Source organism: Nocardia sp. NPDC059154 (assembly GCF_042755705.1).
Taxonomy (GTDB): domain Bacteria; phylum Actinomycetota; class Actinomycetes; order Mycobacteriales; family Mycobacteriaceae; genus Nocardia.
The window spans coordinates 97,578-118,576 of record NZ_JBHZCS010000008.1 but is presented as its reverse complement, the minus strand read 5'-3'; the positions used below and the strand labels follow the sequence as shown (position 1 = coordinate 118,576).

The 20,999-nt window shown below is 70.0% G+C and carries 21 protein-coding genes; 8 read left to right on the top strand and 13 right to left on the bottom strand.

Annotated elements, in window-relative coordinates; all coding sequences use genetic code 11:
• Window positions 1–10 precede the first annotated feature (10 nt).
• Window positions 11–1,288, top strand: coding sequence for an alpha/beta-hydrolase family protein (locus ACFXN1_RS09980; protein WP_379437783.1), 1,278 nt, complete (start codon window positions 11–13; stop codon window positions 1,286–1,288).
• Here the strand turns inward: ACFXN1_RS09980 and ACFXN1_RS09975 are convergent.
• From ACFXN1_RS09975 to gatC, 3 genes are all read right to left on the bottom strand, one after another.
• Window positions 1,249–3,240, bottom strand: a complete 1,992-nt coding sequence (locus tag ACFXN1_RS09975; RefSeq protein WP_379402409.1) for an ADP-ribosylglycohydrolase family protein — start codon at window positions 3,238–3,240, stop codon at window positions 1,249–1,251. The genes ACFXN1_RS09980 and ACFXN1_RS09975 overlap by 40 nt on opposite strands.
• Before the next feature lie 296 nt (window positions 3,241–3,536).
• Window positions 3,537–5,006 carry an Asp-tRNA(Asn)/Glu-tRNA(Gln) amidotransferase subunit GatA gene (gene gatA, locus ACFXN1_RS09970; RefSeq protein WP_379437781.1) on the bottom strand — a complete coding sequence of 490 codons (1,470 nt, stop codon included), beginning with the start codon at window positions 5,004–5,006 and terminating at the stop codon, window positions 3,537–3,539.
• Complete coding sequence (gene gatC, locus ACFXN1_RS09965) at window positions 5,003–5,302, bottom strand: Asp-tRNA(Asn)/Glu-tRNA(Gln) amidotransferase subunit GatC (RefSeq protein ID WP_379402407.1); 300 nt, start codon at window positions 5,300–5,302, stop codon at window positions 5,003–5,005. Before gatC ends, gatA begins: the two co-directional genes overlap by 4 nt.
• A gap of 244 nt (window positions 5,303–5,546) precedes the next feature.
• On the opposite strand from gatC, the gene ACFXN1_RS09960 reads away from it, so the two are divergent.
• Both ACFXN1_RS09960 and ACFXN1_RS09955 read left to right on the top strand, forming a co-directional pair.
• Window positions 5,547–6,197 carry an amino acid-binding protein gene (locus tag ACFXN1_RS09960; protein WP_364613416.1) on the top strand — a complete coding sequence of 217 codons (651 nt, stop codon included), beginning with the start codon at window positions 5,547–5,549 and terminating at the stop codon, window positions 6,195–6,197.
• 301 nt (window positions 6,198–6,498) lie between these two features.
• On the top strand, window positions 6,499–7,089 hold the full coding sequence (locus tag ACFXN1_RS09955; protein ID WP_379437779.1) for a hypothetical protein: 591 nt from the start codon (window positions 6,499–6,501) through the stop codon (window positions 7,087–7,089).
• 251 nt (window positions 7,090–7,340) lie between these two features.
• Here ACFXN1_RS09955 and ACFXN1_RS09950 read toward each other — a convergent pair whose 3' ends face one another.
• From ACFXN1_RS09950 to ligA, 3 genes are read right to left on the bottom strand one after another with little or no spacing between them, the layout of a single operon-like run.
• Window positions 7,341–7,871 carry a GNAT family N-acetyltransferase gene (locus ACFXN1_RS09950; protein WP_379382168.1) on the bottom strand — a complete coding sequence of 177 codons (531 nt, stop codon included), beginning with the start codon at window positions 7,869–7,871 and terminating at the stop codon, window positions 7,341–7,343.
• Entirely contained in the window at window positions 7,871–8,125 is a 255-nt protein-coding gene (locus tag ACFXN1_RS09945) for a hypothetical protein (RefSeq protein WP_379437778.1), read from the bottom strand. Before ACFXN1_RS09945 ends, ACFXN1_RS09950 begins: the two co-directional genes overlap by 1 nt.
• A 16-nt stretch (window positions 8,126–8,141) precedes the next feature.
• Window positions 8,142–10,247 (bottom strand): NAD-dependent DNA ligase LigA, encoded by a 2,106-nt coding sequence (gene ligA, locus ACFXN1_RS09940; protein WP_379402437.1) that lies wholly within the window; start codon window positions 10,245–10,247, stop codon window positions 8,142–8,144.
• Between the two features lie 135 nt (window positions 10,248–10,382).
• Here ligA and ACFXN1_RS09935 point away from each other — a divergent pair, with 135 nt between their 5' ends.
• The 3 genes from ACFXN1_RS09935 to ACFXN1_RS09925 all read left to right on the top strand — a co-directional run bounded on the left by ACFXN1_RS09935 (window position 10,383) and on the right by ACFXN1_RS09925 (window position 12,700).
• The gene (locus ACFXN1_RS09935; protein WP_379437776.1) at window positions 10,383–10,802 is read left to right on the top strand and encodes a PPOX class F420-dependent oxidoreductase; all 420 of its coding nucleotides are present in this window, start codon (window positions 10,383–10,385) and stop codon (window positions 10,800–10,802) included.
• 180 nt (window positions 10,803–10,982) lie between these two features.
• On the top strand, window positions 10,983–12,224 hold the full coding sequence (locus ACFXN1_RS09930) for an ATP/GTP-binding protein (RefSeq protein ID WP_379402401.1): 1,242 nt from the start codon (window positions 10,983–10,985) through the stop codon (window positions 12,222–12,224).
• Window positions 12,225–12,286: 62 nt separating this feature from the next.
• Window positions 12,287–12,700, top strand: coding sequence for a hypothetical protein (locus ACFXN1_RS09925; protein WP_379437774.1), 414 nt, complete (start codon window positions 12,287–12,289; stop codon window positions 12,698–12,700).
• A gap of 47 nt (window positions 12,701–12,747) precedes the next feature.
• Here the strand turns inward: ACFXN1_RS09925 and ACFXN1_RS09920 are convergent, their stop codons facing one another.
• Window positions 12,748–13,173, bottom strand: a complete 426-nt coding sequence (locus ACFXN1_RS09920; protein WP_379437773.1) for a hypothetical protein — start codon at window positions 13,171–13,173, stop codon at window positions 12,748–12,750.
• A gap of 342 nt (window positions 13,174–13,515) precedes the next feature.
• On the opposite strand from ACFXN1_RS09920, the gene ACFXN1_RS09915 reads away from it, so the two are divergent.
• Window positions 13,516–14,070 (top strand): TetR/AcrR family transcriptional regulator, encoded by a 555-nt coding sequence (locus tag ACFXN1_RS09915; RefSeq protein WP_379437771.1) that lies wholly within the window; start codon window positions 13,516–13,518, stop codon window positions 14,068–14,070.
• A 70-nt stretch (window positions 14,071–14,140) separates the two neighbouring features.
• On the opposite strand, the gene ACFXN1_RS09910 is transcribed toward ACFXN1_RS09915, so the two are convergent.
• The 4 genes from ACFXN1_RS09910 to ACFXN1_RS09895 form a co-directional block, all read right to left on the bottom strand.
• Window positions 14,141–15,184 (bottom strand): methionine synthase, encoded by a 1,044-nt coding sequence (locus tag ACFXN1_RS09910; protein WP_379437770.1) that lies wholly within the window; start codon window positions 15,182–15,184, stop codon window positions 14,141–14,143.
• 201 nt (window positions 15,185–15,385) lie between these two features.
• Window positions 15,386–15,847 (bottom strand): hypothetical protein, encoded by a 462-nt coding sequence (locus tag ACFXN1_RS09905; RefSeq protein WP_379402393.1) that lies wholly within the window; start codon window positions 15,845–15,847, stop codon window positions 15,386–15,388.
• Complete coding sequence (mnmA, locus tag ACFXN1_RS09900) at window positions 15,844–16,965, bottom strand: tRNA 2-thiouridine(34) synthase MnmA (RefSeq protein ID WP_379402392.1); 1,122 nt, start codon at window positions 16,963–16,965, stop codon at window positions 15,844–15,846. Before mnmA ends, ACFXN1_RS09905 begins: the two co-directional genes overlap by 4 nt.
• Window positions 16,966–18,186 carry a cysteine desulfurase family protein gene (locus ACFXN1_RS09895; RefSeq protein ID WP_379437767.1) on the bottom strand — a complete coding sequence of 407 codons (1,221 nt, stop codon included), beginning with the start codon at window positions 18,184–18,186 and terminating at the stop codon, window positions 16,966–16,968.
• A 44-nt stretch (window positions 18,187–18,230) separates the two neighbouring features.
• Here ACFXN1_RS09895 and ACFXN1_RS09890 point away from each other — a divergent pair, with 44 nt between their 5' ends.
• A complete protein-coding gene (locus ACFXN1_RS09890) occupies window positions 18,231–18,449 on the top strand; it encodes a hypothetical protein (RefSeq protein ID WP_379437766.1) in 219 nt (72 codons plus the stop codon).
• 11 nt (window positions 18,450–18,460) lie between these two features.
• Here the strand turns inward: ACFXN1_RS09890 and ACFXN1_RS09885 are convergent, their stop codons facing one another.
• Window positions 18,461–20,113 (bottom strand): alkaline phosphatase family protein, encoded by a 1,653-nt coding sequence (locus ACFXN1_RS09885; protein ID WP_379437765.1) that lies wholly within the window; start codon window positions 20,111–20,113, stop codon window positions 18,461–18,463.
• A gap of 77 nt (window positions 20,114–20,190) precedes the next feature.
• Entirely contained in the window at window positions 20,191–20,988 is a 798-nt protein-coding gene (locus ACFXN1_RS09880) for a murein transglycosylase (RefSeq protein WP_379437763.1), read from the bottom strand.
• Window positions 20,989–20,999 lie beyond the last annotated feature (11 nt).

Here is a 20,999-nt window from a genome sequence, read left to right as displayed (position 1 = left end):
AGGCGGGACCATGATCTCGCTGGCGCCGGGGCTGCTACCCCGGACACCGTCGGCGCAGGCGATCCTGACCACACTCGTGGTGCTGATCGCATTGGGGCTGGCGGCGATCATCCGAATGGTACTGCGGTGGACGCGGTTCGGGATCGAGCATCTGACGCGCGGCCGAGTTCCGGCGCTGATCGCGGGCATGGTGCTGGTCGGGGCCGCGATGGGCTACGCCGAACATTGGCAGAACACCTTGCGCGCCGCCATGGGAGTCGCGGGTATCGGACCCGGGTACTGGGTGCAGTGGCTGGCCTGGACCGTGCCGCTCGTCGTCGCCGTGGTCGCCCTGGCACGCGGAGTGGGCTGGGCGGTGCGGAGATTGGGGCGGGTGCGCAGTATCGCGGCGGGGGTGGCGCTGCTGGTGGCGGGGCAGCTGGTGGTCGTGCCGACGGTGGTGGAGTGGCGGCGGGCGGCCTATGCGGCGGCCAACTCGTATGTGGATCCGGAGTTGGTGCAACCGGATTCGCCGACGCGGTCGGGTAGTCCGGTGTCGATGGCGAGCTGGCCGTCGCTGGGGGCGGAGGGCCGCCGGTTCGTGGTGGGGGCTCCGGCGCGGACCGTGCGGGTGTACGTCGGGTTGAACTCCGCGCCCGATCTGGCTTCCCGGGTGGCGCTGGCGATCCGGGAGCTTGAGCGCACCGGCGGACTGCAGCGCCGCAATCTGGTGGTGACGGTGCCGACCGGTTCGGGCTGGATCGACAGCGATGCGGCCAAGGGTCTCGACGCCCGCTTCGGCGGCGATGTCGCCCTGGTCGGTCTGCAGTACTCCGATGCCCCGAGCTGGGTCACCTTCGTCTTCGGCCGCAGCGCCGCCGAGCAATCCGCCCGCGCCCTGTTCCGGGCCGTGGAGCAACGGATCGCGGCGCTACCGAATCCGCCGAAGCTCTACATCTACGGCCAGAGCCTGGGCGCGCTGGGCGGCAGCGCCGTCTTCACCGATGCCGCCGACCAGGACCGCCGGGTCTGCGGCGCGCTCTGGGCGGGCCCGCCCGCCGGGCAGGTGCGGCACGGCCGCGCGACGGTGCTGGCCAATGCCTCCGATCCGGTGGTGCACTGGTCGACGGCGCTGCTGTGGCGTGCACCGGATCTCACCACCACCCGCCCGGACGCGCCGGTCCCGCACTGGCTTCCGGTGATCAGCTTCCTGCAGACCACCGCCGACCTGCTGGGCGCGCTCGACGCCCCGCCCGGTCACGGTCACCGCTACGGCGCCGACCAGGGCACGGTCATGCCGGACTGCTGAGCGGCGCCGCGGAACTCGCGGGTGAAGTCGGCGGCCAGCCGTTCGATGGCGGCCGCCGCGTCGAGGCCGGCGCGCCAGGGCGCGGGGATGGCGTGCACCCCGAGCCGGGCCCCGAGCAGCGCGCCGCAGACGGCCCCGGTGGAGTCGCTGTCCCCGGAATGATTCACCGACAGCAGCACGCCGTTGCGGAAGATCTGTTCCGGTGTACCGCCCACGTTTTCGGCGCACACCGCCGCGCACACCCCCAGCGCCAGCGCCTCGGACCCGATGACGCCGGTGCCCAGCGGTTCCAGCAGTCCGGGCGGCGGCATGGGCCGGCCCCGGAAGGCCACGGTGTCGGCCAGCCGCACGGCCGCGTCGAGAGCCTGGGTGGTCTCCTCGTGATCGCGGTTGCGAACCAGCTGGGCCCGAGCCTGTTCCACCGCCGCCCGCACGTCCAGTCCCCGGCAGAGCCCGTACACGATGGCCGCGAACGCGCCCGCCGGCAGCCAGCCGCTCGGATTGCCGTGGGTGAGTGCCGCCGCGTCACAGGCCAATTCGAAGGCGTACTCCAGCGAGGGCATGAACCCGCACGCCGCGGACCGCACCGTGGCCGCACAGCCCTTGGAGTCGTTGATCGGATGATCGCGGGTACCCAGCGGAATTCCGGGCTGCTGCCGCGCCGCCACCCGCAGCATGGCCGAGATGGTCGTCTGTGTCGGCCCCCGATAGGTCATCAGCTCCGGGTATCCGGTCAGCCCGCTCTGCAACGGGACCGGCTGTTCCGGCACCGCCGCCTGCCCCTGCCCGCGCAGCCACACCAGCAGGTTCTCCTGGATCATGCCCACCGCGGCGGCGGTGCCGCGCTCGCGTGCCCGCGCGCTGCGGATGAGCGCCTCCATGGTGAACAGCGCCAGCTGCGTCTCGTCGGAGATACGGCCCCGATAGCCGCTGCCCGCCCCGGTGACGCCCTGGATCCCGTAGCGCTGCTGGATGTTCGGCAGCAGCATGGTCTCGATCGGCGCACCCAGTGCGTCCCCGACGGCGCCGCCGAACAGGCAGCCGAGCACGGTGTCCGGACGCGGCAGCCGGTCCGCGACCGGCCCGCGCGGCCGCCGCACCAGCGACACCGGTTCGGCCACCGTCTCCCAGGCGGTCTGCGCGAATTCGAAGCAGGTGTCGTAGCGGTCGCGCGGATCCTTGGACAGCGCCTTCCGCAGCACCTCGTCCAGTTCCGCGGGCAGCTCCGGCCGCAGCAGGCTCACATCCGGCGGCGGCGATTGCAGATGCCCGAGCATGACGGTCGCGATATTCGGGGCGTCGAACGGCCCGCGCCCGGTGAGCAGCCGAAACAGCGTGCACGCCAGGGAATACTGGTCCGAGCGCGGCCCCATGGGCGCCGAGGTGAGCTGTTCCGGGGAGGCGTAGGCCAGGGTGGCATTGAGCATGCCGGTGCGGGTCAGGTGCGCGGTGTCGTCCAGCACCCGGGCGATGCCGAAGTCGCTGAGCAGCGCCCGCTCGGCGAATCCGGCGCCGATGCCGCCGGAACGGGACAGCAGGATATTGGCGGGCTTCACATCCCGGTGCAGCACGCCGCGCCCGTGCGCGTAATCCAGTGCGGCCGCGGTCTGCACGACGATCTCGACCGCCCGGTCGGGGCTGAGGTCGTAGGGGTCGATGGAGGCGCAGTCGACCCCGTCCACGTACTGCATGGCGATCCACAGCTGCTCGTCGTCATCGCCGCGGTCGTAGACGGTGATGATATTGGGATGGTCGAGCTGGGCGATGACGTCGGCCTCGCGTTCGAACCGGAGGCGAGTCTCGTTCTCGCCGAACATCTCCCGGTGCAGCAGTTTGAGCGCGATGAGCCGCGGGAGCCGAGGGTGGCGGGCAGCGTAGACCGAACCCATTCCGCCACGGCCCACTTCGCGCTCGATCACGTAGCCCGCGAAGACTTCGCCGCGTCGCAACATCCCCAAGAAAACCCTTCACACACGCCGAACCGCTGCCAGCCTACCGGTCTGGACCGACAGGCCGCAGGCATTGCCCGATCGGCCGGACGCCGATCGGGGCGGAATCCGACAAGTCGGGCAGCGGGCAACCCGGACGGACAGCGCGGGGTCCGTGCCGGTGGACAGGGACGGCCCCCGCCGGTGGATACCGGCGGGGGCCGAATTCGCTTGCGGGACCGCCTCGATCAGGCTGTCGCCGTGGCCTGGATCAGGCTGTCGCCGTGGCCTGGATCAGGCCGCCTTCATGGCCTTCGCGCTCAGGCGATGGGCCCGCGGGCCGCCTCGTAGGCCGCGCCAACCCGGTAGAGCCGGTCGTCGGCCAGCGCCGGGGCCATGATCTGCAGACCGACCGGCATGCCGTCGTCCGCGCTCAGCCCGGACGGCACCGACATGGCGCAGTGCCCGGCCAGGTTGGTGGGCAGCGTGCACAGGTCCGAGAGGTACATGGCCAGCGGGTCGTTGACCTTCTCGCCCAGCTTCCACGGGGTGAACGGGCTGGTCGGCGAGACCAGCACGTCGACGGTCCGGTAGGCCTTGTCGAAGTCCTGCGCGATCAGGTTGCGGACCTTGTTGGCCTGACCGTAGTAGGCGTCGTAGTACCCGGCCGACAGCGCGTAGGTGCCGATCATGATGCGGCGCTTGACCTCCGGGCCCAGCCCGGCCTCACGGGTCATGGACATGACCTGCTCGGCCGAGTGCGAACCGTCGTCGCCGACGCGCAGGCCGTACCGCATGGCGTCGAAGCGCGCCAGGTTCGACGACACCTCCGACGGCAGGATCAGGTAGTAGGCGGGCAGCGCGAATTCGAAGTGCGGGCAGGACACCTCGATCACCTCGGCGCCCAGTTCCTTCAGCTGCGCGACCGCGGCGTCGAAGGAGGCGAGGACGCCCGGCTGATAGCTGTCGGAGTGAAGTTCCTTCACCACACCGACTTTCACGCCCTGCAGGTCACCCTTGGCGCCCGCACGGGCGGCGGCGACCACCGGCGGCACCGGCACATTGCGGGAGGTGGAGTCCTTCGGGTCGTAGCCCGCGATCACCTCGTGCAGCAGCGCGGTGTCCAGCACGGTGCGGCCACACGGGCCACCCTGGTCCAGCGAGGACGCGCAGGCGACCAGGCCGAAACGGGACACGGTGCCGTAGGTCGGCTTGGTGCCGACGGTCGCGGTGACCGCGGCGGGCTGGCGGATGGAACCGCCGGTGTCGGTGCCGATGGCCAGCGGCGCCTGATACGAGGCGAGCGCCGCGGCGGAGCCACCACCCGAACCGCCCGGAATCCGGTCGGTGTCCCAGGGATTGCGGGTCGGGCCGTACGCCGAGTTCTCGGTGGACGAACCCATGGCGAACTCGTCCATGTTCGTCTTGCCGAGGATCGGGATGCCCGCCTCGCGCAGCTTGGTGGTGAGCGTCGCGTCGTACGGCGACACCCAGCCCTCCAGGATCTTCGACCCGCAGGTGGTCGGCATGTCCGTGGTGGTGAATACGTCCTTGAGCGCCAAGGGAACACCGGCCAGCGCCGAGACCACCTTGCCGTCGGCGACCTGACGGTCCACCTCGGCGGCGGTCAGCAGCGCCTGCTCGCCGGCCACGTGCAGGAAGGCGTTGATCTCCCCGTCGACCTCGGCGATGCGCTGGATGTGGGCCTCGGTGACCTCGACCGAGGAGACCTCGCGCGCGTGGATCTTGTCGGCGAGTTCGGCCGCGGACAGCTTGGTCAGGTCTGTCATTCGCCCTCTCCCAGAATCTGCGGAACCATGAACCGCTGCTCGTCGACGGCCGGCGCCATGGCGAGCGCCTGCTCCGGAGTCAGGCAGGGCTGCTCCGCATCGGGGCGCGTCACATTGGTCTCCGGATTCGGGGATGCGGTGGCGGGCACGTCCGCGGCGGCGACCTTCGAGATCTGTGCGACGTGGGTCAGGATGGAATCCAGCTGACCGGCGTACAGATCGAGTTCGTCGTCCGTCAAAGCGAGCCGGGACAGCCGGGCGAGGTGAGCGACCTCGTCCCTGGAGATGGCGGGCACCGCGGGACCCCTTTCGGCATGGTTCGAGCTTGGTGATTGGCCATTCGACAGCCTAGTGGGTCGCCTCGCGCCAGCGGTCGCAGGTGTGCGCCAGACCTGGCACCATCAATGTGTAACCGATGGGTAAGTGGCCCGCGTCACACGGAATGGTTCGATTCGATAACGAGCTCTCGAGGGTGTAAGTATTGCGGGACTCGGGTACCCGTCCGAAAGTTTCGGTCGCACAGTAAAGAAAGGAAGGCACGTGTCTTATCTGCTTCGCGTGCAACTTCCGGATCGCCCAGGGAGTCTCGGATCGCTGGCCTTGGCGCTGGGTTCCGTCGGCGCGGACATCCTCTCGCTGGATGTCGTCGAACGCGGCGACGGCTTCGCGATCGACGACATCGTGGTGGAGGTGCCCTCGGGCGCACTGCCCGACACCCTCATCACCGCGGCCGAATCCCTGCACGATGTGCAGGTCGATTCACTGCGCCCGTACTCCGGGATGCTGGACACCCACCGCGAACTCGAGCTCATCGATCAGGTCGCCAATGCGCGCGACGATCGTTTGCAGGTGCTGGTCGACGGCGTGCCGCGGGTGCTGCGGGTGGGCTGGTCGATCGTGATCGACATGGGCCCGCAGGGCGCGTATCGCGTGGTCGGCTCGCAGAGCGCCCCGTCGACCCAGGCGGCGTCGGCGCCATGGATGCCGCTGGAGAAGCCGACGGTCCTCGACGGCGAGGCCGACTGGCTGCCGCAGCTGTGGAAGGACATGGACACCAAGCTGGCCGCGGCGCCGCTCGGCAATACCGGCAAGGTGCTGCTGCTGGGCCGTCCGGGTGGTCCGGATTTCCGGCCCTCGGAGGTCGCGCGGCTCGGCTACCTGGCCGGCATCGTCGCCACCGCGCTCGGCTGAGCCGCACCACCTTTCTCGCACCGCGTTTCACCCCCCCCGCCGGAGATCCGGTGGGGGCGTTCTCGTCTGCCCGGCCGCTGTTCACCGTGCCGCATCTACGTACGAACTTAGTAGATTCACAGCATTTACCTACTATTCATCTACGTAGACAATCTACGGTCTTACTTAGTAGATAAGTCACCGACGTGACCAGAACCGGCAAGCAGATCAGCAATGACGCCATGCAGAGAGGCAGGACGCCATGCCGCAAGCCCATCGATCACGCCCGACCCTCCGACGAGCAACCCTCGTCCTGACCCCCATGGCCGGACTAGCCGCAGCCACCTGCGCGAGCAGCGTTCCCACTCGCGCGAGCAGGCCCGCCCCGCCGGGCAGCACCCGCCGCCTCGGGCGTGTGGCCGCCGCGCCCCTCGCGGCCGCGGCGCTGGCGGTCGCCGGTCTTCCACTCGCTGCGGCGGCCGAGGCCGAACCGAGCGAGCGCAAGTCGCGCGCCGGCGCCGGATGTCTCTGGGCGGGAACGACTCACCCGCAGGACAGCACCGTGGTCGCAGGCGGCACCACCTTCCGCTGCGGAACGCAGTCGGGCGCACCGTACTGGTTCGCCGGGGCCGCCACCGATCGGCCGAGCACGGTTCCGACCCCGGGCGCGACCGCCGGCCCGGTCGGCCAATTCAGCGCCGGTGCAAGACAACCCGGCACCAGCTACACCGACTACTGCGTCGGCAATCAGCTCATCCCCGGCACCGACGACGTGTACCAGGTGGTCCGCCTCCCCGGCGACGTCCTGCTCTGGAAGGCCGCACACCCGATCTCTCAGTGGGATTTCGACCGCGCCCGCCCCGCCCCGACCTGGCGCACCGCATCGCTCTGCATCGACGGCATCCTGACCTGAGCGGGTGCACCCGGCAATCCCGGCGCGTTCTCGGACGAAATCCACCACCCGAGATCGCGGCCCGAAGATGCCGGGATGACAGACCGGACTTCCGTCGCCGCTTCCCCGGGGCATCGCCCGCGCACCCGTCGCGGGCCCGCGAGGTTGGCCGGTTCGACCGCGTGACGGTCGAGCCGGTCCGCCGCGGCCGGTCGGTGAGTCCGCCGCCGCCTTTGCCCATTCGACGATGCCGGGCGTCCGGCCCGGTCAGGTCAGCGGGCCGCAGCGATCTCCAGACGCATCACCGTGAGCTGCAGGCCCGAGTCGGTGCGCCAATCTCGTTCCGGGGCATGGGCGAAACCCAGCCGGTCGTACATGCGGCGGGCGTCCTGCATGGTCGGCATGGTGGTGAGCACCACCGCGTCGAACCCTTCGGCGCGGGCGGTATCGATCACCCGCCCCATGAGGGCGGTCCCGATTCCCAGCCCGCGGGCACCCTTGGACACCGCGAGCATCCGGAACTCCAACTCCCCCGGCCGGGCGATATCCGCGAACGGCGTGCCGGGCCGGGCCATGGTCAGCGAGCCCAGGAGCTCGCCGTCGCGGACCGCCACCACAATCTCGGCCGCCGCCGCCCGGGTGGCCGTGTCGGCGAGCTCCTCGACATAGGGGCTGCGCGGATTCACGTGCCCCTCACCGACATACACCTCGACGGTCAGCTCACCGATGGCCGGGTAATCCCCGGGCTCGGCCACCCGAATCTCCACGCGGCCGTCCCGTGACCGCTCGGTGCGCACATTCATCACCACAACTCCATCCTCAATACCGCCCCGCCGCACGCGATTGCCTTTACTGATCGCTCCGCCCGGGTGGCGGTGTCGACGAGCTTCCCGGCATATAGGCCCGGCGGATTCGCGCACTCCTCACCGGCATACACCTCGACGATCGAGTCGCCGATGGCCGGGTAATCCCCGGACTCGGCCACCAGAATCTCCAGCTCCCCGACCACATCGCCGATCGCCCCGCACCGCGCGCGCGGTTGCACGAGGCGCCGCACCGGTGCGAATCGATCTCTAGGACACCGCCTCCGGGCTCTCGGACTCCGGTTCCGGGATTTCCGACACCGCCTCCGGGCCGCCCTCGAGCAGTTTCACGAAACCTGCCTCGTCGAGGATGGGAACACCCAGTTCCTCGGCCTTGGCGGCCTTCGAGCCGGGTGCGTCGCCGATCACCACGAAAGCCGTCTTCTTGGAGACGGATCCGGCCGCCTTGCCGCCGCGGATGAGGATGGCCTCCTTCGCGCCGTCGCGGGTGAAGCCCTCCAGCGAGCCGGTCACCACGATGGACAGGCCCTCCAGGTTGCGCTCGATGGACTCGTCGCGCTCGTCCTCCATCCGGACGCCGGCGGCGGTCCACTTGTCGACGATCTCGAGATGCCAGGGCACGGTGAACCATTCGGTGACCGCGGCGGCAATGGTGGGGCCGACGCCGTCGGTGGCGGCCAGTTCCTCGGCCGAGGCCTCCCGGATGCGGTCCATGCTGCCGAACGCGGTGGCCAGGGCACGGGCCGCGGTGGGACCGGCATGGCGGATGGAGAGAGCGACCAGCACGCGCCACAGCGGGCGGTCCTTGGCGGACTCCAGGTTCTCCAGCAGGCGTTTGCCATTGGCCGACAGGGTGCCGCTCTTGTTGGTGAACAGCGTGGTGGTGAGCAGCCTGTCCTCGTCGAGGGAGAACAGGTCGCCCTCGTCGGCGATCGCGCCCGACTTCAACAGGTCGATGGCGGCCTCGTAGCCCAGCGCCTCGATATCGAACGCACCGCGCCCGGCCACGTGGAATACCCGCTCCCGCAGCTGCGCCGGGCAGTACTGCTGGTTGGGGCACCGGATATCGGCGTCGCCCTCCTTGGCCGGGGCCAGCTCGGTGCCGCATTCGGGGCAGTGCGTGGGCATCACGAATTCCCGCTCGCTGCCGTCGCGGGCATCCACCACCGGGCCCAGCACCTCGGGAATCACGTCCCCGGCCTTGCGGATGGTGACGGTGTCACCGATGAGCACGCCCTTGCGCTGCACCTCGGAGGCATTGTGCAGGGTGGCCATGGCGACGGTGGAGCCCGCCACGGTGACCGGCTGCATGACCGCGAACGGCGTAACCCGGCCGGTGCGACCGACATTCACCTGAATGTCGAGCAGCTTGGTGGTGGCCTCCTCGGGCGGGTACTTGTAGGCGATGGCCCAGCGCGGTGCGCGCGAGGTGGAGCCCAGGCGGCGCTGCAGGCTGAACTCGTCGACCTTGATGACCTGGCCGTCGATCTCGTGCTCGATATCGTGGCGGTGCTCGCCCCAGTAGTCGATGCGGTCGACCACCGCGTCCGCGCCCTGCACCCGGATCGTGTGCGCCGACACCGGCAGACCCCAGGAGGCCAGCGCGCGGTAGGCCTCGAACTGCGATTCCGGCGCGAAGCCCTCCAGCCGGCCGAAGCCGTGGCAGATCATGCGCAGCCGCCGCCGCGCCGTCACCGCGGGATCCTTCTGCCGCAGCGACCCGGCGGCGGTATTGCGCGGATTCGCGTACGGCGCTTTGCCTTCCGCGACGATGGCGGCGTTGAGCGACTCGAAGTCGGCCAGCGTCATGAACGCCTCGCCGCGCACCTCCAGGAGCTTCGGCACCGGGAACTCGTCGCTGTGGATGAGCTCGTGCGGAATGTCCTCGATGGTGCGGGCATTGAGGGTGACGTCCTCACCGGTGCGGCCGTCGCCGCGGGTGGCGCCGCGCACCAGTTTGCCGTCCTCGTAGACGAGGTTGAGGGCGACGCCGTCGATCTTCACCTCGCACACGTAGTGCAGATCGGTGCCGGCATCGGCCTCCACCTTGGCGATCCACTGCCGCATCTCGTCCTCGTTGAAGACGTTGTCCAGCGAGTACATCCGCTCCAGGTGATCCACGGGCTGGAACTCGGTGGTGAAGCCGCCGCCGACCAGCTGGGTGGGCGAATCCGGGGTGCGGAGATCCGGATGCGCCTCCTCGAGCGCCACCAGCCGGTTGAACAGCTCGTCGAACTCGCCGTCGGTAATGATCGGCGCGTCCCGCACGTAGTAGCGGAACTGGTGGTCGCGAACCTCCTCCGCCAGCCGCTGCCACTCGACGCGCTCGTCCCCGCTCGCCGCGGTGATCTCCATGCCCGATTCGCTCACACCAGGCACTCTATCCCGCCCCACCGACAGGTCTGATCAACATTCCCGCACGTCGCGCGCCTGATGCGAGGTTTTTCCGGCCTCGGGAACACGCCCGCAACCGGCCGGGTTCCACTCGGTATGGACCTCGCCAAGGCAGTCGATTTCGCGCGCTCCCACCGCAAGTCGGTGCTCACCACGATTCGCCGCGACACCCGTCCGCAGCTGTCCAATGTGCTGCACTGGGCCGGCGAGGACGGCATCATCCGGATCTCCATCACCTCCGACCGTGCCAAGTACCACAATCTGGTCCGGGACCCGTGGGCCGCGCTGCACATGAGCAGTGACGACTTCTGGTCGTATGCGGTCATCGAAGGCGAGGTGGAGGTCTCCCCGGTCGCCGCCGATCCCGGCGACGCCACGGTCGACGAATTGGTCGCCTACTACCGCGCCCTCAGCGGCGAGCACCCCGACTGGGACGACTACCGCCGCGCGATGGTCGCCGACCGCCGCGCCGTCGTACGTCTCGCTCCCGCCCGCGCCTACGGTCTGCTCCGCTGAGGTTCGCGCACTGCTCCGCTGTGGTTCGTGCACACCGCCATTCGGCCGCGGCGCGGTCCGTGCCGGTCGCCCCGGTTTCGAACCCGGATATCGCGAAAGTTGCCCTCCGGGTGCCGCCCTCGCGGAATACCCGAATAAGGTGAGTCGCATTTCCGACCCGCGACCGGCAGGATGTCCAGGGTGTTGCGTAGTTTTCAGGTGTCGAATCATCGGTCCCTCGCCGAACCGCAGGAACTGCGGCTGACCCGGGGTAGCGGGCCGGTCGCCACACCGGTCACCGCCGTCTACGGGACGGCCGCCACCGGCAAGACGGGCCTCGTCGACGCGCTCGATCGCATGCGCGACGCAGTACTGAATTCGGTCACCGGGTGGGATCCCTACTCCGGTCCGGTTCGGACGCCGCACCTCGGATTCTCCGATCGCCCTTCGGAATTCGTGGCGAACTTCGTCGCCGAGGGGTGCCCGTACACCTACGGGTTCCGGCTCGACAATGCCGACGTGGCCGCGGAGTGGCTGCACTCGCATCCGCACAATCGCAAGCGCGTGGTGTTCGAGCGCGCCGGTGACGACATCCGCATCGGGCCGATGTTCGAGGCCGCGCGCTACGGGCTGGGTGCGGTGGTGCCGCTGGTGCGCCCGAATGCCTTGCTGCTCAGCCTCTCCGGGCAGCTGTACGCCGAGCCGCTGGTCCCGGCCTACCGCTGGTTCCAGTCGCTGCTGGAAGTGCAGTGCGGGCAGCCGGATCCGCAGGAGGTCGCGCACCGGGTGGGCTCACACATCTCGCGCTCGACCGACCACGCGGTGCGGCTGCTGACCCTGCTGCGCGCCGCCGACCTCGGCATCACCGATCTGCTGCTGCCGTCCGACGACCCCATGTACGCCGACTACCTGCGTGACCTGGACGCCGATATCGCCTCCACCACAAAGGAAATCGAGTCCTGCACGATCTCGGCGAACTACGCCGAGGAGATGTTCCTCGAACACGGCATCACCGTCACCCTGTTGCAGCGCGAACTGGCCAACCTCTATGCCGCCCGGGACGCGCTGTACTCCCGCATGGTGGCCCGCCGCGGCGTCGGCCTGGGCCTCACCCACGAGGGCATCGAAACCGCCTTCGACATCACCGACGAGTCCAGCGCCACCCTGGCCATGCTGCGCCTGCTGCCGCCCATGCTCGACGCCCTCGACACCGGCGGCGTGCTGGCGGTGGACGATATCGACGCCGCCCTCACCCCCGAGACGGCCGACAGCCTCATCCAGCTGTTCCAGAACCCCGAAACCAATACCCAGGGCGCGCAACTGGTCTTCACCACCGCCAACCGCACCCTCATCGACCGCGGCAACGGCCGCTCCCAGTCCAAGCGCACCACGGTCTGGCAGCTGCGCCGCCACAACGGTATCTCCGAACTCACCGCCCACTAGCAGCACCGGTCGTCACGCGGCCCCGGCCGGGCATGAACTCCACGCCGCCTAGCATGGAGTTCATGCTCCTGCAGCTCATGTTCGTCCTGCTGATCGGCGGCGCACTGGCCGCGGTCCTGGTGTACTACCGTCGCGGCAACGGCGGCGGCTCACGAGCCTTCCCCGGCGACCCGCTCGCCGCCTCCTGGAACGCCTCCCCCGCCGGCCTCGAATCCGGCACCCTCCACGTCACCGGCGTCAGCCCCCGCCCCGACGACCTCGGCGAGCAGTACGTCACCATCTCCGGCAGCATCTCCGGCCCCACCGTGTTCGCCCACGAGGTCTACGGCCGCTTCGCCTGGGACGTCGACAACTGGCCCGCCATCGGCGACCAGATCCCCGTCACCTACCCCTCCGGCAAGCCCGACAAGTGGCAACTCGACCACCCCGGCGCCCGCCCCTACTTCGGCTCCAAACGCCCGAAGAACCAAGGCTGAACGGACCTCGGTTCCCGTTCCACGCCGCACGCCGGGGATAGGCCGGACTACCTCGCATCTCGAATGAAATCCGGCCTCGCAACCAAGTCCGCGACCGCAGACCCCAGTTCCCGGCGAGTCCAGACCGTCAGCCGGTCCCGAATCTCCGCGGTGTCGATCGGCTCGACCCCGCCCAGCCACCGCCTGGCCGCCGCGGCAACATGCCGATCCTTGGCGTTGATCAGTTTCGGAACTTCGACCCACAAGCTCGCGGGCCATTCGACGAGCGCATCCGAGAATGCCCGGGCCATCGCGCCGAAGAGCGATGTCCGCGCGGGAGCGTCCATACAACTCGGTAGATGGCGCGTCACTTCGTCCAAAACCTGAGCACTCCAACGAATTTCGTACAGCTCCACTTCGGCCGGTGTGAGCAGTACGTCCCGCAGACGCGCCGGGACAAGGACGTTCGCGTCCACGAAGGCCCGGAGGGACACCCCCGCTCCCTTCAGAATTCGTCGTCGTACATACCCGATTCGCGCGAGACACGCGCCACCTCATCCAAGGCCTGCGAGCGATCGCGACGCCTGCGCTCGCGGAAGTCGAGAACCGCCTGCAGCGGGATTCTCCGATGGCGACCCCGATGGCGGTCACGGCGACGCCGTCCACCGGCACTGTCGCTGCTGTCTCGGTCATGTCCTGCTCCCCACTGCGCAAAGTAACTTGCCGACCGGCTAGGTATCTGTCGGTGATGGAGACGCTAGGCTTCACCTTGCCGGTCGTCAAGCAAAAGGGCCGTCGTCAAGGAAACAAGGGCGGGGTACCGAGGGAAGGACTCGATGGACGGGCGTCGCAGTGATACGCGGGAGCGGATTCGGTCCGTCGCCATGGAGCTGTTCTCCGAACGCGGCTATGAGAAGACCTCGCTGCGCGAGATCGCCGAGCGCCTGGGCGTCACGAAAGCCGCGCTCTACTACCACTTCCGGACCAAGGAAGACATTGTCGCCAGCCTGTCGGAGGATCTGCGCGGCGGTGTCGACGAGATCGTGCAGTGGGCCGAGGCCACGCCGCCGGGGCCGGATCGGGCCCGCGAGATCGTGATTCGCTACGGCGCGCTGCTGCACAGCCTCGGCAAGGACATGATCCGGTTCTGGCACGAGAACCAGCCCGCGTTCCGGGACCTCGGGTTCGGCACCAGCCTGCGCTACCAGTTCCGGATGCTGGCCGACCTCATGACCGCGCCCAGCACGGAGCCGCTGGCCACCTTTCACGCCCGGCAGGCGCTGCTGGCCATCAGCTGGAGCCTGTCCATGATGGGCGATCTGGAGCTCTCCGACGAGGAGAGCAACCAGGCGTCGGTGGCGATCGCACTGGACATCCTGACCCGGATGTGAGCCACGCCCGCCGAAACACCCTGCGGCACAGCGTCACGCTGCCACCCGGCGGTCACGCTGCCACCCGGCCTCACTCGAAGGTGAGCGACTCCGGCTCCTCGGCGTAGGCGCGCGCGGTCTCGGCGGCCAGGCTCAGCGCGCGGCGCGCCCAGGACAGCGGGGCACCGGCCAGGCCGCAGGCCGGGGCGACCAGAATCTGCTCGGCCAGCAGGCGCCGCGGGAAACCGAGCCGATCCATCAGGCGCACACCGGGTTCCGCGATATCGCGCCAGGTGACGGGCGCGGCCGGCGCGGTGGTGGGCACCAGCCCGAGCACCAGGTGCTTTCCGCTGTCCAGCAATTCGCCGATCCGGTCGAGGTCGGGGGTGCCGACGGCGGCCATGTCGAAGCCGACCGCGGCCGCCCCGCTCTTGCGCAGGAACCCCAGCGCGGGCCGGTCGGCGCAGGTGTGCACCAGCACCGGCACGGACTGGCTGCCCGCGACGATGTCCAGGATGTGCAGCGCCTCGGGTTCGGGCATGGCGCGCACGGTGTTCAGGACGCTCACGCCCTTCAGCGTGCCGTTCAGCACGGCCGTCAGGTCCGGCTCGTCGATCTGGAGTACGACCTGCGCGCCCAGCCGCTTGGCCACCTCCGCCACATGATTCGCGATGCCCTCTGCCAGCGACTCCGAAAGATCGCGCAGCGCACCGGAATCGGTCAGCACGCGATGCCCGCCCGGCAGCTCCACCTCCGCGGCCACCGACAGCGGCCCGGCCACCTGCACTTTCACCGGATGGCCGGAGCCCGCGAAACCGCCGGTCTCCCAGGCCTCTTCGAGCGCGTCCAGATCGGTGCGCAGCAGATCGTGGGCCCGGCGCGCGACCGCGCCCGGCCGCGCCGCCAGCCGATATCCGCGCGTGGTGCTGTCGAACTGCATGTCCACCAGCAGGCCCGACACCCGTCCGACCATGTCCGCGCCCACGCCACGGCCGGGCAGTTCGACGAGATGCGGCAGCTGCCCCAGCTCCCCCACCACGGTCGCCGCCGCCTCCCGCGGATCGGTCCCGGGCCACGAGCCCACGCCGGTCGCGATGCCGCCGCGCAGTACCGCCGTGTTCGTGTCGTCAGTCATCCCAGCCATCCCGTATCACTCGGCCGTGCGTTCCGAAAACCCCGCGTACCAACTGAACTCGTCACCTCGACGTCGACCCGGCCACCCGGCATCCGCTCGCCCCGTTTCAGCGGCGTCGACGAACTCCCGCCTGGACCGAACCGGATCGCGTGCGAGCCGTCGTGCACTGCGCGGCGAAGCGGGCTGCCGAGCCGCGCGAGGTCACTCGTCGGCATCGCCGCGTTCGGTGCGGCTGCTCGAATTCGTGTACCAGTCCCAGCAGGTCGCGTTGACGAACCAGTCCCAGGTCTTGCCCGCCCGCTCGGCCGCGTCGGCGTGCGCGCCGGGCCCGGTCGTGGGGCGGCCGCGCTCGGCATACGGGGTGACCCGGACGACCACGCCGGTCCGTGCCCGACTGCGGCCGGTGCCGTTCGCCGTGTCCGTTTTCCCGTCCGGGCCGGGTTGCGGCTCGCCGGGCCGGAATTCGCCGGTGTCGGTGCGGGCGATCTGCTCCGGCGCGGCGCTGCCCGCGGCGTTCCGGCCGAGCCTGGCCCGCCCCGGCGCGCGGCGCGGGCGCAGGCGCAGCGGCTGCGGCATTCCGGTGCGCCAGACGACCCGGGAGGTCGATCGAATCTGCGCCGCTACATATGATTTCGCGCGTCCGCGCGTGTGGCGGTCGCTCACCGGGCGCTATCCGAGACCAGTTCGCTTGCGTACGAATGAGGTTCGCGTTCGGTGCCGGAGATGGTGCCGCTGCCCAGCACCTCGTCCCCCGCCGGGTCGGGGCGGTAGAGGACCACGGCCTGGCCGCGGGCCACACCGGTGAGCGGTGCGCGCAGGCGCACCACCAGGCCGCCGTCCACGGCCTCGGCGACGGCCGGGGCGATGCCGCCGTGGGCACGCACCTGGGCCACGCATTCCACCGGGCCGGAAGGACTTTCACCCGAGGTCCAGATGGCGCGGTCGGCGCGCACCGTCCACACCTCGAGGTCCTTGGCCGAGCCCACGCGCACGGTGCCGGTGTCCGGGTCGATATCGGTCACGTAGCGCGGCTTGCCGTCGGCGGCCGGGCCGGGCAAGCCCAGGCCCTTGCGCTGGCCGATGGTGAAGCCGTGCACGCCCTCGTGGTCGGCGAGCTTGGTGCCGTCGGCGTCGAGCACCGCGCCGGGGCGGATGCCGATCTTGGCGCCCAGGAAGGCCTGGGTGTCGCCGGAGGGGATGAAGCAGATGTCGTGGCTGTCGGGCTTGCCGGCCACCGCCAGCCCGCGCTCGGCGGCCTCGGCGCGGATCTGCGGCTTCGGGGTGTCGCCGACCGGGAACATGGCGCGCGAAAGCTGTTCGGCGGTAAGGACGGCCAGCACGTAGGACTGGTCCTTGTCCTCGTCCACGGCCCGGCGCAGCACGCCGTCCGCGAGCCGCGCGTAGTGCCCGGTGACGACAGCGTCGAAGCCCAAAGCCACCGCGCGGTCGGCCAGCGCCGAGAACTTGATCTTCTCGTTGCAGCGCAAGCACGGGTTGGGGGTCTCACCGGCGGCGTAGGCGGCGACGAAGTCGTCGATCACGTCCTCCTTGAACCGGTCGGCGAAATCCCAGACGTAGAACGGGATTCCGAGCACGTCGGCCGCCCGCCGGGCGTCGCCGGCGTCCTCCTTGGAGCAGCAGCCGCGCGATCCGGTGCGTAGCGTGCCCGGGTTCGCCGACAGCGCCAGGTGCACGCCGACCACCTCGTGTCCGGCGTCCACCGCGCGGGCGGCCGCCACGGCGGAATCCACGCCACCACTCATCGCGGCAAGTACTCGCATCTAGAAGCCTCCCTTCGCTCCGGCCAGTCCGGCCGCCTTCGCCCGTTCCACCACCTGCGGCAGCACGGCCAGCAGGGCATCGATATCGACGTCGGTCGAATTGTGTCCCAATGAGAATCGCAGGGATCCGCGCGCCAGCGCCGGTTCCACGCCCATGGCCAGCAGTACATGGGAGGGTCCGGCCACACCGGCATTGCACGCGGATCCGGTCGAGCATTCGATCCCGGCGGCGTCCAGCAGCATGAGCAGCGAGTCGCCCTCGCAGCCGGGGAACGTGAAGTGGGCGTTGCCCGGCATGCGCTGCGCGCCGGTCGCCCCATTGAGCACCGCGTCCGGCACGACGGCGCGCACGCCCTCGATGAGCCGGTCCCGCAGCCGCTCCAGATCGACCGCGCGCACGGCCAGGCCGGCCACGGTCTCGCGAATCGCGGCGGCCAGGCCGGCCGCCGCGGGTACGTCCGAGGTGCCCGAGCGCAGATCCCGCTCGTGCCCGCCGCCGTGCAGCAGCGGCACCGCCGGCACCTGCCGCCCCAGCAGCAGCACGCCCGCGCCGTGCGGCCCGCCGACCTTGTGCCCGGCGAAACTGGCCGCGGCCAGCCCGCTGGCGGCGAAGTCGATGGGCAGCTGCGCCGCGGCCTGCACCGCATCGCTGTGCATGGGCACGTCGAATTCCTGTGCCACCGCGGCCAATTCCTGGATCGGCTGGATGGTGCCGACCTCGTTGTTGGCCCACATGACGCTCACCAGAGCCGTCTCGGCGGCGTACTCGGCCAGCGCGTCGCGCAGCGTGCGCGGCGAGACGATGCCCTGGGCATCGCACTCCAGCCATGTGATGCGCGCGCCCTCGTGCTGCTCGAGCCATTCCACGGTGTCCAGCACCGCGTGATGCTCCACCGCGCTCACCAGGATCCGGTTCCGCCGCGGATCGGCGTCACGCCGCGCCCAGTAGATGCCCTTGACGGCGAGATTGTCGCTCTCGGTCCCGCCCGAGGTGAAGATCACTTCCGACGGCCGCGCCCCCAGCCCCGCCGCGATCGACTCCCGCGCCTCCTCCAGCACCCGCCGGGCGGCCCGCCCGGACCCGTGCAACGACGACGCGTTCCCCGTCATCCCCAGCGCAGCACACATCGCCTCGACGGCGACCGGGAACATGGGTGTCGTGGCCGCGTGATCGAGGTAGACCGTCTGGGCACCGACCGGACCCGGGAAAGCCGACTTCATGACCGTCCAAGGATAGCCGCCACCGTCGAGACGATATTCCCGCCATGCCCGCAGCAGCTCCCGCCCCCATCGTCGCGACCACCGCGCCCGCACGCTCCGCCTCCACTCCCGACGCCGACCGCCCCGTCCGAGTCCTCCATGTAGGCCACGAATCGGCAGCGGACCGGGTTCGCCTGCGTCCCGCCCGGTCCGTTGGTTCACCCCTGCGGCCGGGTGCGGAACGGCCCGCCGGGTTGGACCGGCGGGCCGTCGTGGTCGCGTGATCCGAATCGGATCAGCCCAGGTTCGGCAGCTCGCGCACGCCGTGGGCCTTGGCGGCGTCCAGCTTCTGCGGGTTCTCGTCCAGCAGCTTCAGGATGGTCGGGGCGATCTGGGTGGTCTGCACGGCGTCGGTCACGACCGCCTTCTTGGCGCCCGGGCCGGAGACGATCAGCGGGACATTGCGGTCGGCCGGGTTCGCGCCGCCGTGCTCGGCGATCTTGCCCTTGCCACCGGTGTAGACGGTGCCGACCTGTGCGACACCGATCAGGTCGGGGTGGCGCGGGTCGTTCTCCGGGGCGCCCAGGTACGAGGCGGCGTCGGCGCCGGCATGCACCTCGGTCAGGCCGGACTTGGTGTACGCCTTCGGGTTTCCGCTGATGTCATTGCCGGTGCCGTTGTTGGCCAGCAGCCACTGCTTGGCGAAATCGGCGGCGGCCTGCGAACGGTCGTTCAGCCACAGCAGCATGGCGTCGTCGTCCACGCTGAAGGCGACCAGGTCCTTGGTGGCCTCGGGGTGCTTGGCCTTCCAGGCGGCGTTCAGGGCGGTCAGGATCGGCCCGTCGTCGATGCGGGTCAGGTCGCTCGGCTTGGTGGGCGACTGGCCGTGCTTGGCGGAGACGATGACGGTGGTGTTCTTGTCCTCGCCCTTGGTCTTCAGCTCGCCGAGCAGCTTGCCCAGCTGGCCGTCGACGTAGTCGAGCGCACCGGACAGCAGCGCGCCGGGGGTCACGCCGTCGGCCTGGTAGCCACCGGTCATGCCGTCGGAGGTCGGCAGCTTCTGCGCGACGGAGACGGTCTGGAAGTTCATGCCGAAGACGGCCGGCTCACCGACCTGCTTGGTGTGGCCGTGGTCGTAGCCGTCGATCTCGTTGAGGACGGCCTGCACCTTGTAGCCGTCGTACTGCTGGGTGGACTTGTCGTCCTTGGTCCAGTCCTGGCCCGCGATCGGGGAATTGGAGTTGATCTCCGGGGTGAAGAGATCGTCGATGGCGTTGCCGGCCTTGCCCTCGAGGATGGAGTAGGCGGGGTGCTTGTCCGACCAGGCGGTCAGCTTGCCCGCGGCGTGCAGGACATCGAAGACCGAGTTCACCTGGAGGTACTGGCTCGGGTAGACCGGCTTGCAGGTGGCCGGGTCGACCGGCATGGCCGCCGGGTTCAGCAGGGAAGCCGGGTTGCCCGTCATGCCCAGGATGCTGCCCGGCAGGCCCGCCAGGCCCTGGCCGGCGTCGATCGAGTTCTGGTTCTTGTCCATCGCCTCGGTCATCGCGACCTCGGCGCCCTTCGGGGTGTGCGCGCAGTCGGTGGTGCCGGCGGGCAGCAGGTCGTGATTGAAGGTGTCGTCGTAGTAGACGCCCGACTGTCCCGCGGTGGCGCCGGTGAACTGCGCGACCATGCCCGGGAAGGAGTCCGACGGGTTGGTGGTCTGCGCGTTGGTGTACTCGGCGCCGTTGTTCGCCAGCGAGGCCAGTGCGGAGTTCGGGTGCTGCTTGACGTACCACGCCAGGTCCGCCTGGTGCATTCCGTCGATCGAGATCAGCAGCACATGGTCGGCGTCCTTGCCCTGACCGGTCTTGCCGCCGGGGGCGGCATGGGCGATACCGGCACCGGTACAGACCAGCGCCACTGCACCGGCGGCAGCGGCGACCCGAATGCTCTTACGGGACATGGATTCCTCCTAATCACGCGACACAGAACTTTTGTGTCACGGCGTTATTGCGAATGAAGTGATTCGAAAGACAGCAATCAGGCGTCGTAACCGGTTGCGGCAGTGCGCACTTGGCCGACATAGAGCGAGGAGTGGTTGTAGGCGAGGATGGCCTGCCGCCAGCCCGCGGCGGTGGCCAGATCGCGGCCGGCGGCGCACAGGTAGCGGCCAGCGGCCAGCGCGGCGTCGTCGATATTGTCCGGGTTGCCCGACAGGTCGCCGGTGGCAACGGGTTTGGCGGCCTCGAGCGCATCGGCGAGGGCGCGATAGTCGGCACCGGCGCGAACGCCCCAGTGCTTCCAGGTGTCCGGGATGAACTGGAACGGGCCCATGGCGCGGGCGTAGACGGTGCGTCCGGCCCGGGCGGTCGAGGCGGGATCGAGGATGACGGCGTTGCCGCCCGTGCCGTTGAGGGCCACGCCGCGAATCGGCGGCTGCACCAGGCCGTCGGCCGCGATGGTGGCGCCACCGAAACGGGCGTGATCGCTTTCCACGCGGGCGATCCCCGCCAGCGTGGTCCAGCCGAGGTGGCAGCCGGGCTGGGCCTTCGCCAGCACGACCGTGGCGTACCCGTACGCCTCCAGCGCGCGCAGCGGGATGCCGTCCCTGTCGGCCCGTGGGCGAGCCCACTCGCGGAGCTGGTCGAGCTTGTTGTCCATCGCGTCGAGCCGGATTTTCGGGATCGGGCCGCCGTAGCCCGGAGGAGCGGGTTCCGGAGCCCGGCCCGGCCCTGCGGCACACCCGGCCACGGTGAGCGCGACCGCGGCGATGAACAGGGGCAACCGAGCCCCGCCCATCGCCCGGCCACCCGTGCCGGGCACGTAGGAGTTCGTCATGTTTCCGCGAA

What these genes read in the sequence shown, in the direction of transcription:
- mnmA (WP_379402392.1), bottom strand. Translation starts at nt 16,965, where the DNA reads ATGCGAGTACTTGCCGCGATGAGTGGTGGCGTGGATTCCGCCGTGGCG.
- ACFXN1_RS09935 (WP_379437776.1), top strand. Translation starts at nt 10,383, where the DNA reads ATGGACCTCGCCAAGGCAGTCGATTTCGCGCGCTCCCACCGCAAGTCG.
- ACFXN1_RS09915 (WP_379437771.1), top strand. Translation starts at nt 13,516, where the DNA reads ATGGACGGGCGTCGCAGTGATACGCGGGAGCGGATTCGGTCCGTCGCC.
- ACFXN1_RS09975 (WP_379402409.1), bottom strand. Translation starts at nt 3,240, where the DNA reads ATGTTGCGACGCGGCGAAGTCTTCGCGGGCTACGTGATCGAGCGCGAA.
- ACFXN1_RS09880 (WP_379437763.1), bottom strand. Translation starts at nt 20,988, where the DNA reads ATGACGAACTCCTACGTGCCCGGCACGGGTGGCCGGGCGATGGGCGGG.
- ACFXN1_RS09925 (WP_379437774.1), top strand. Translation starts at nt 12,287, where the DNA reads ATGCTCCTGCAGCTCATGTTCGTCCTGCTGATCGGCGGCGCACTGGCC.
- ACFXN1_RS09895 (WP_379437767.1), bottom strand. Translation starts at nt 18,186, where the DNA reads ATGAAGTCGGCTTTCCCGGGTCCGGTCGGTGCCCAGACGGTCTACCTC.
- ACFXN1_RS09885 (WP_379437765.1), bottom strand. Translation starts at nt 20,113, where the DNA reads ATGTCCCGTAAGAGCATTCGGGTCGCCGCTGCCGCCGGTGCAGTGGCG.
- ACFXN1_RS09955 (WP_379437779.1), top strand. Translation starts at nt 6,499, where the DNA reads ATGGCCGGACTAGCCGCAGCCACCTGCGCGAGCAGCGTTCCCACTCGC.
- ACFXN1_RS09950 (WP_379382168.1), bottom strand. Translation starts at nt 7,871, where the DNA reads ATGAATGTGCGCACCGAGCGGTCACGGGACGGCCGCGTGGAGATTCGG.
- ACFXN1_RS09890 (WP_379437766.1), top strand. Translation starts at nt 18,231, where the DNA reads ATGCCCGCAGCAGCTCCCGCCCCCATCGTCGCGACCACCGCGCCCGCA.
- ACFXN1_RS09910 (WP_379437770.1), bottom strand. Translation starts at nt 15,184, where the DNA reads ATGACTGACGACACGAACACGGCGGTACTGCGCGGCGGCATCGCGACC.
- ACFXN1_RS09980 (WP_379437783.1), top strand. Translation starts at nt 11, where the DNA reads ATGATCTCGCTGGCGCCGGGGCTGCTACCCCGGACACCGTCGGCGCAG.
- ligA (WP_379402437.1), bottom strand. Translation starts at nt 10,247, where the DNA reads ATGGAGATCACCGCGGCGAGCGGGGACGAGCGCGTCGAGTGGCAGCGG.
- gatA (WP_379437781.1), bottom strand. Translation starts at nt 5,006, where the DNA reads ATGACAGACCTGACCAAGCTGTCCGCGGCCGAACTCGCCGACAAGATC.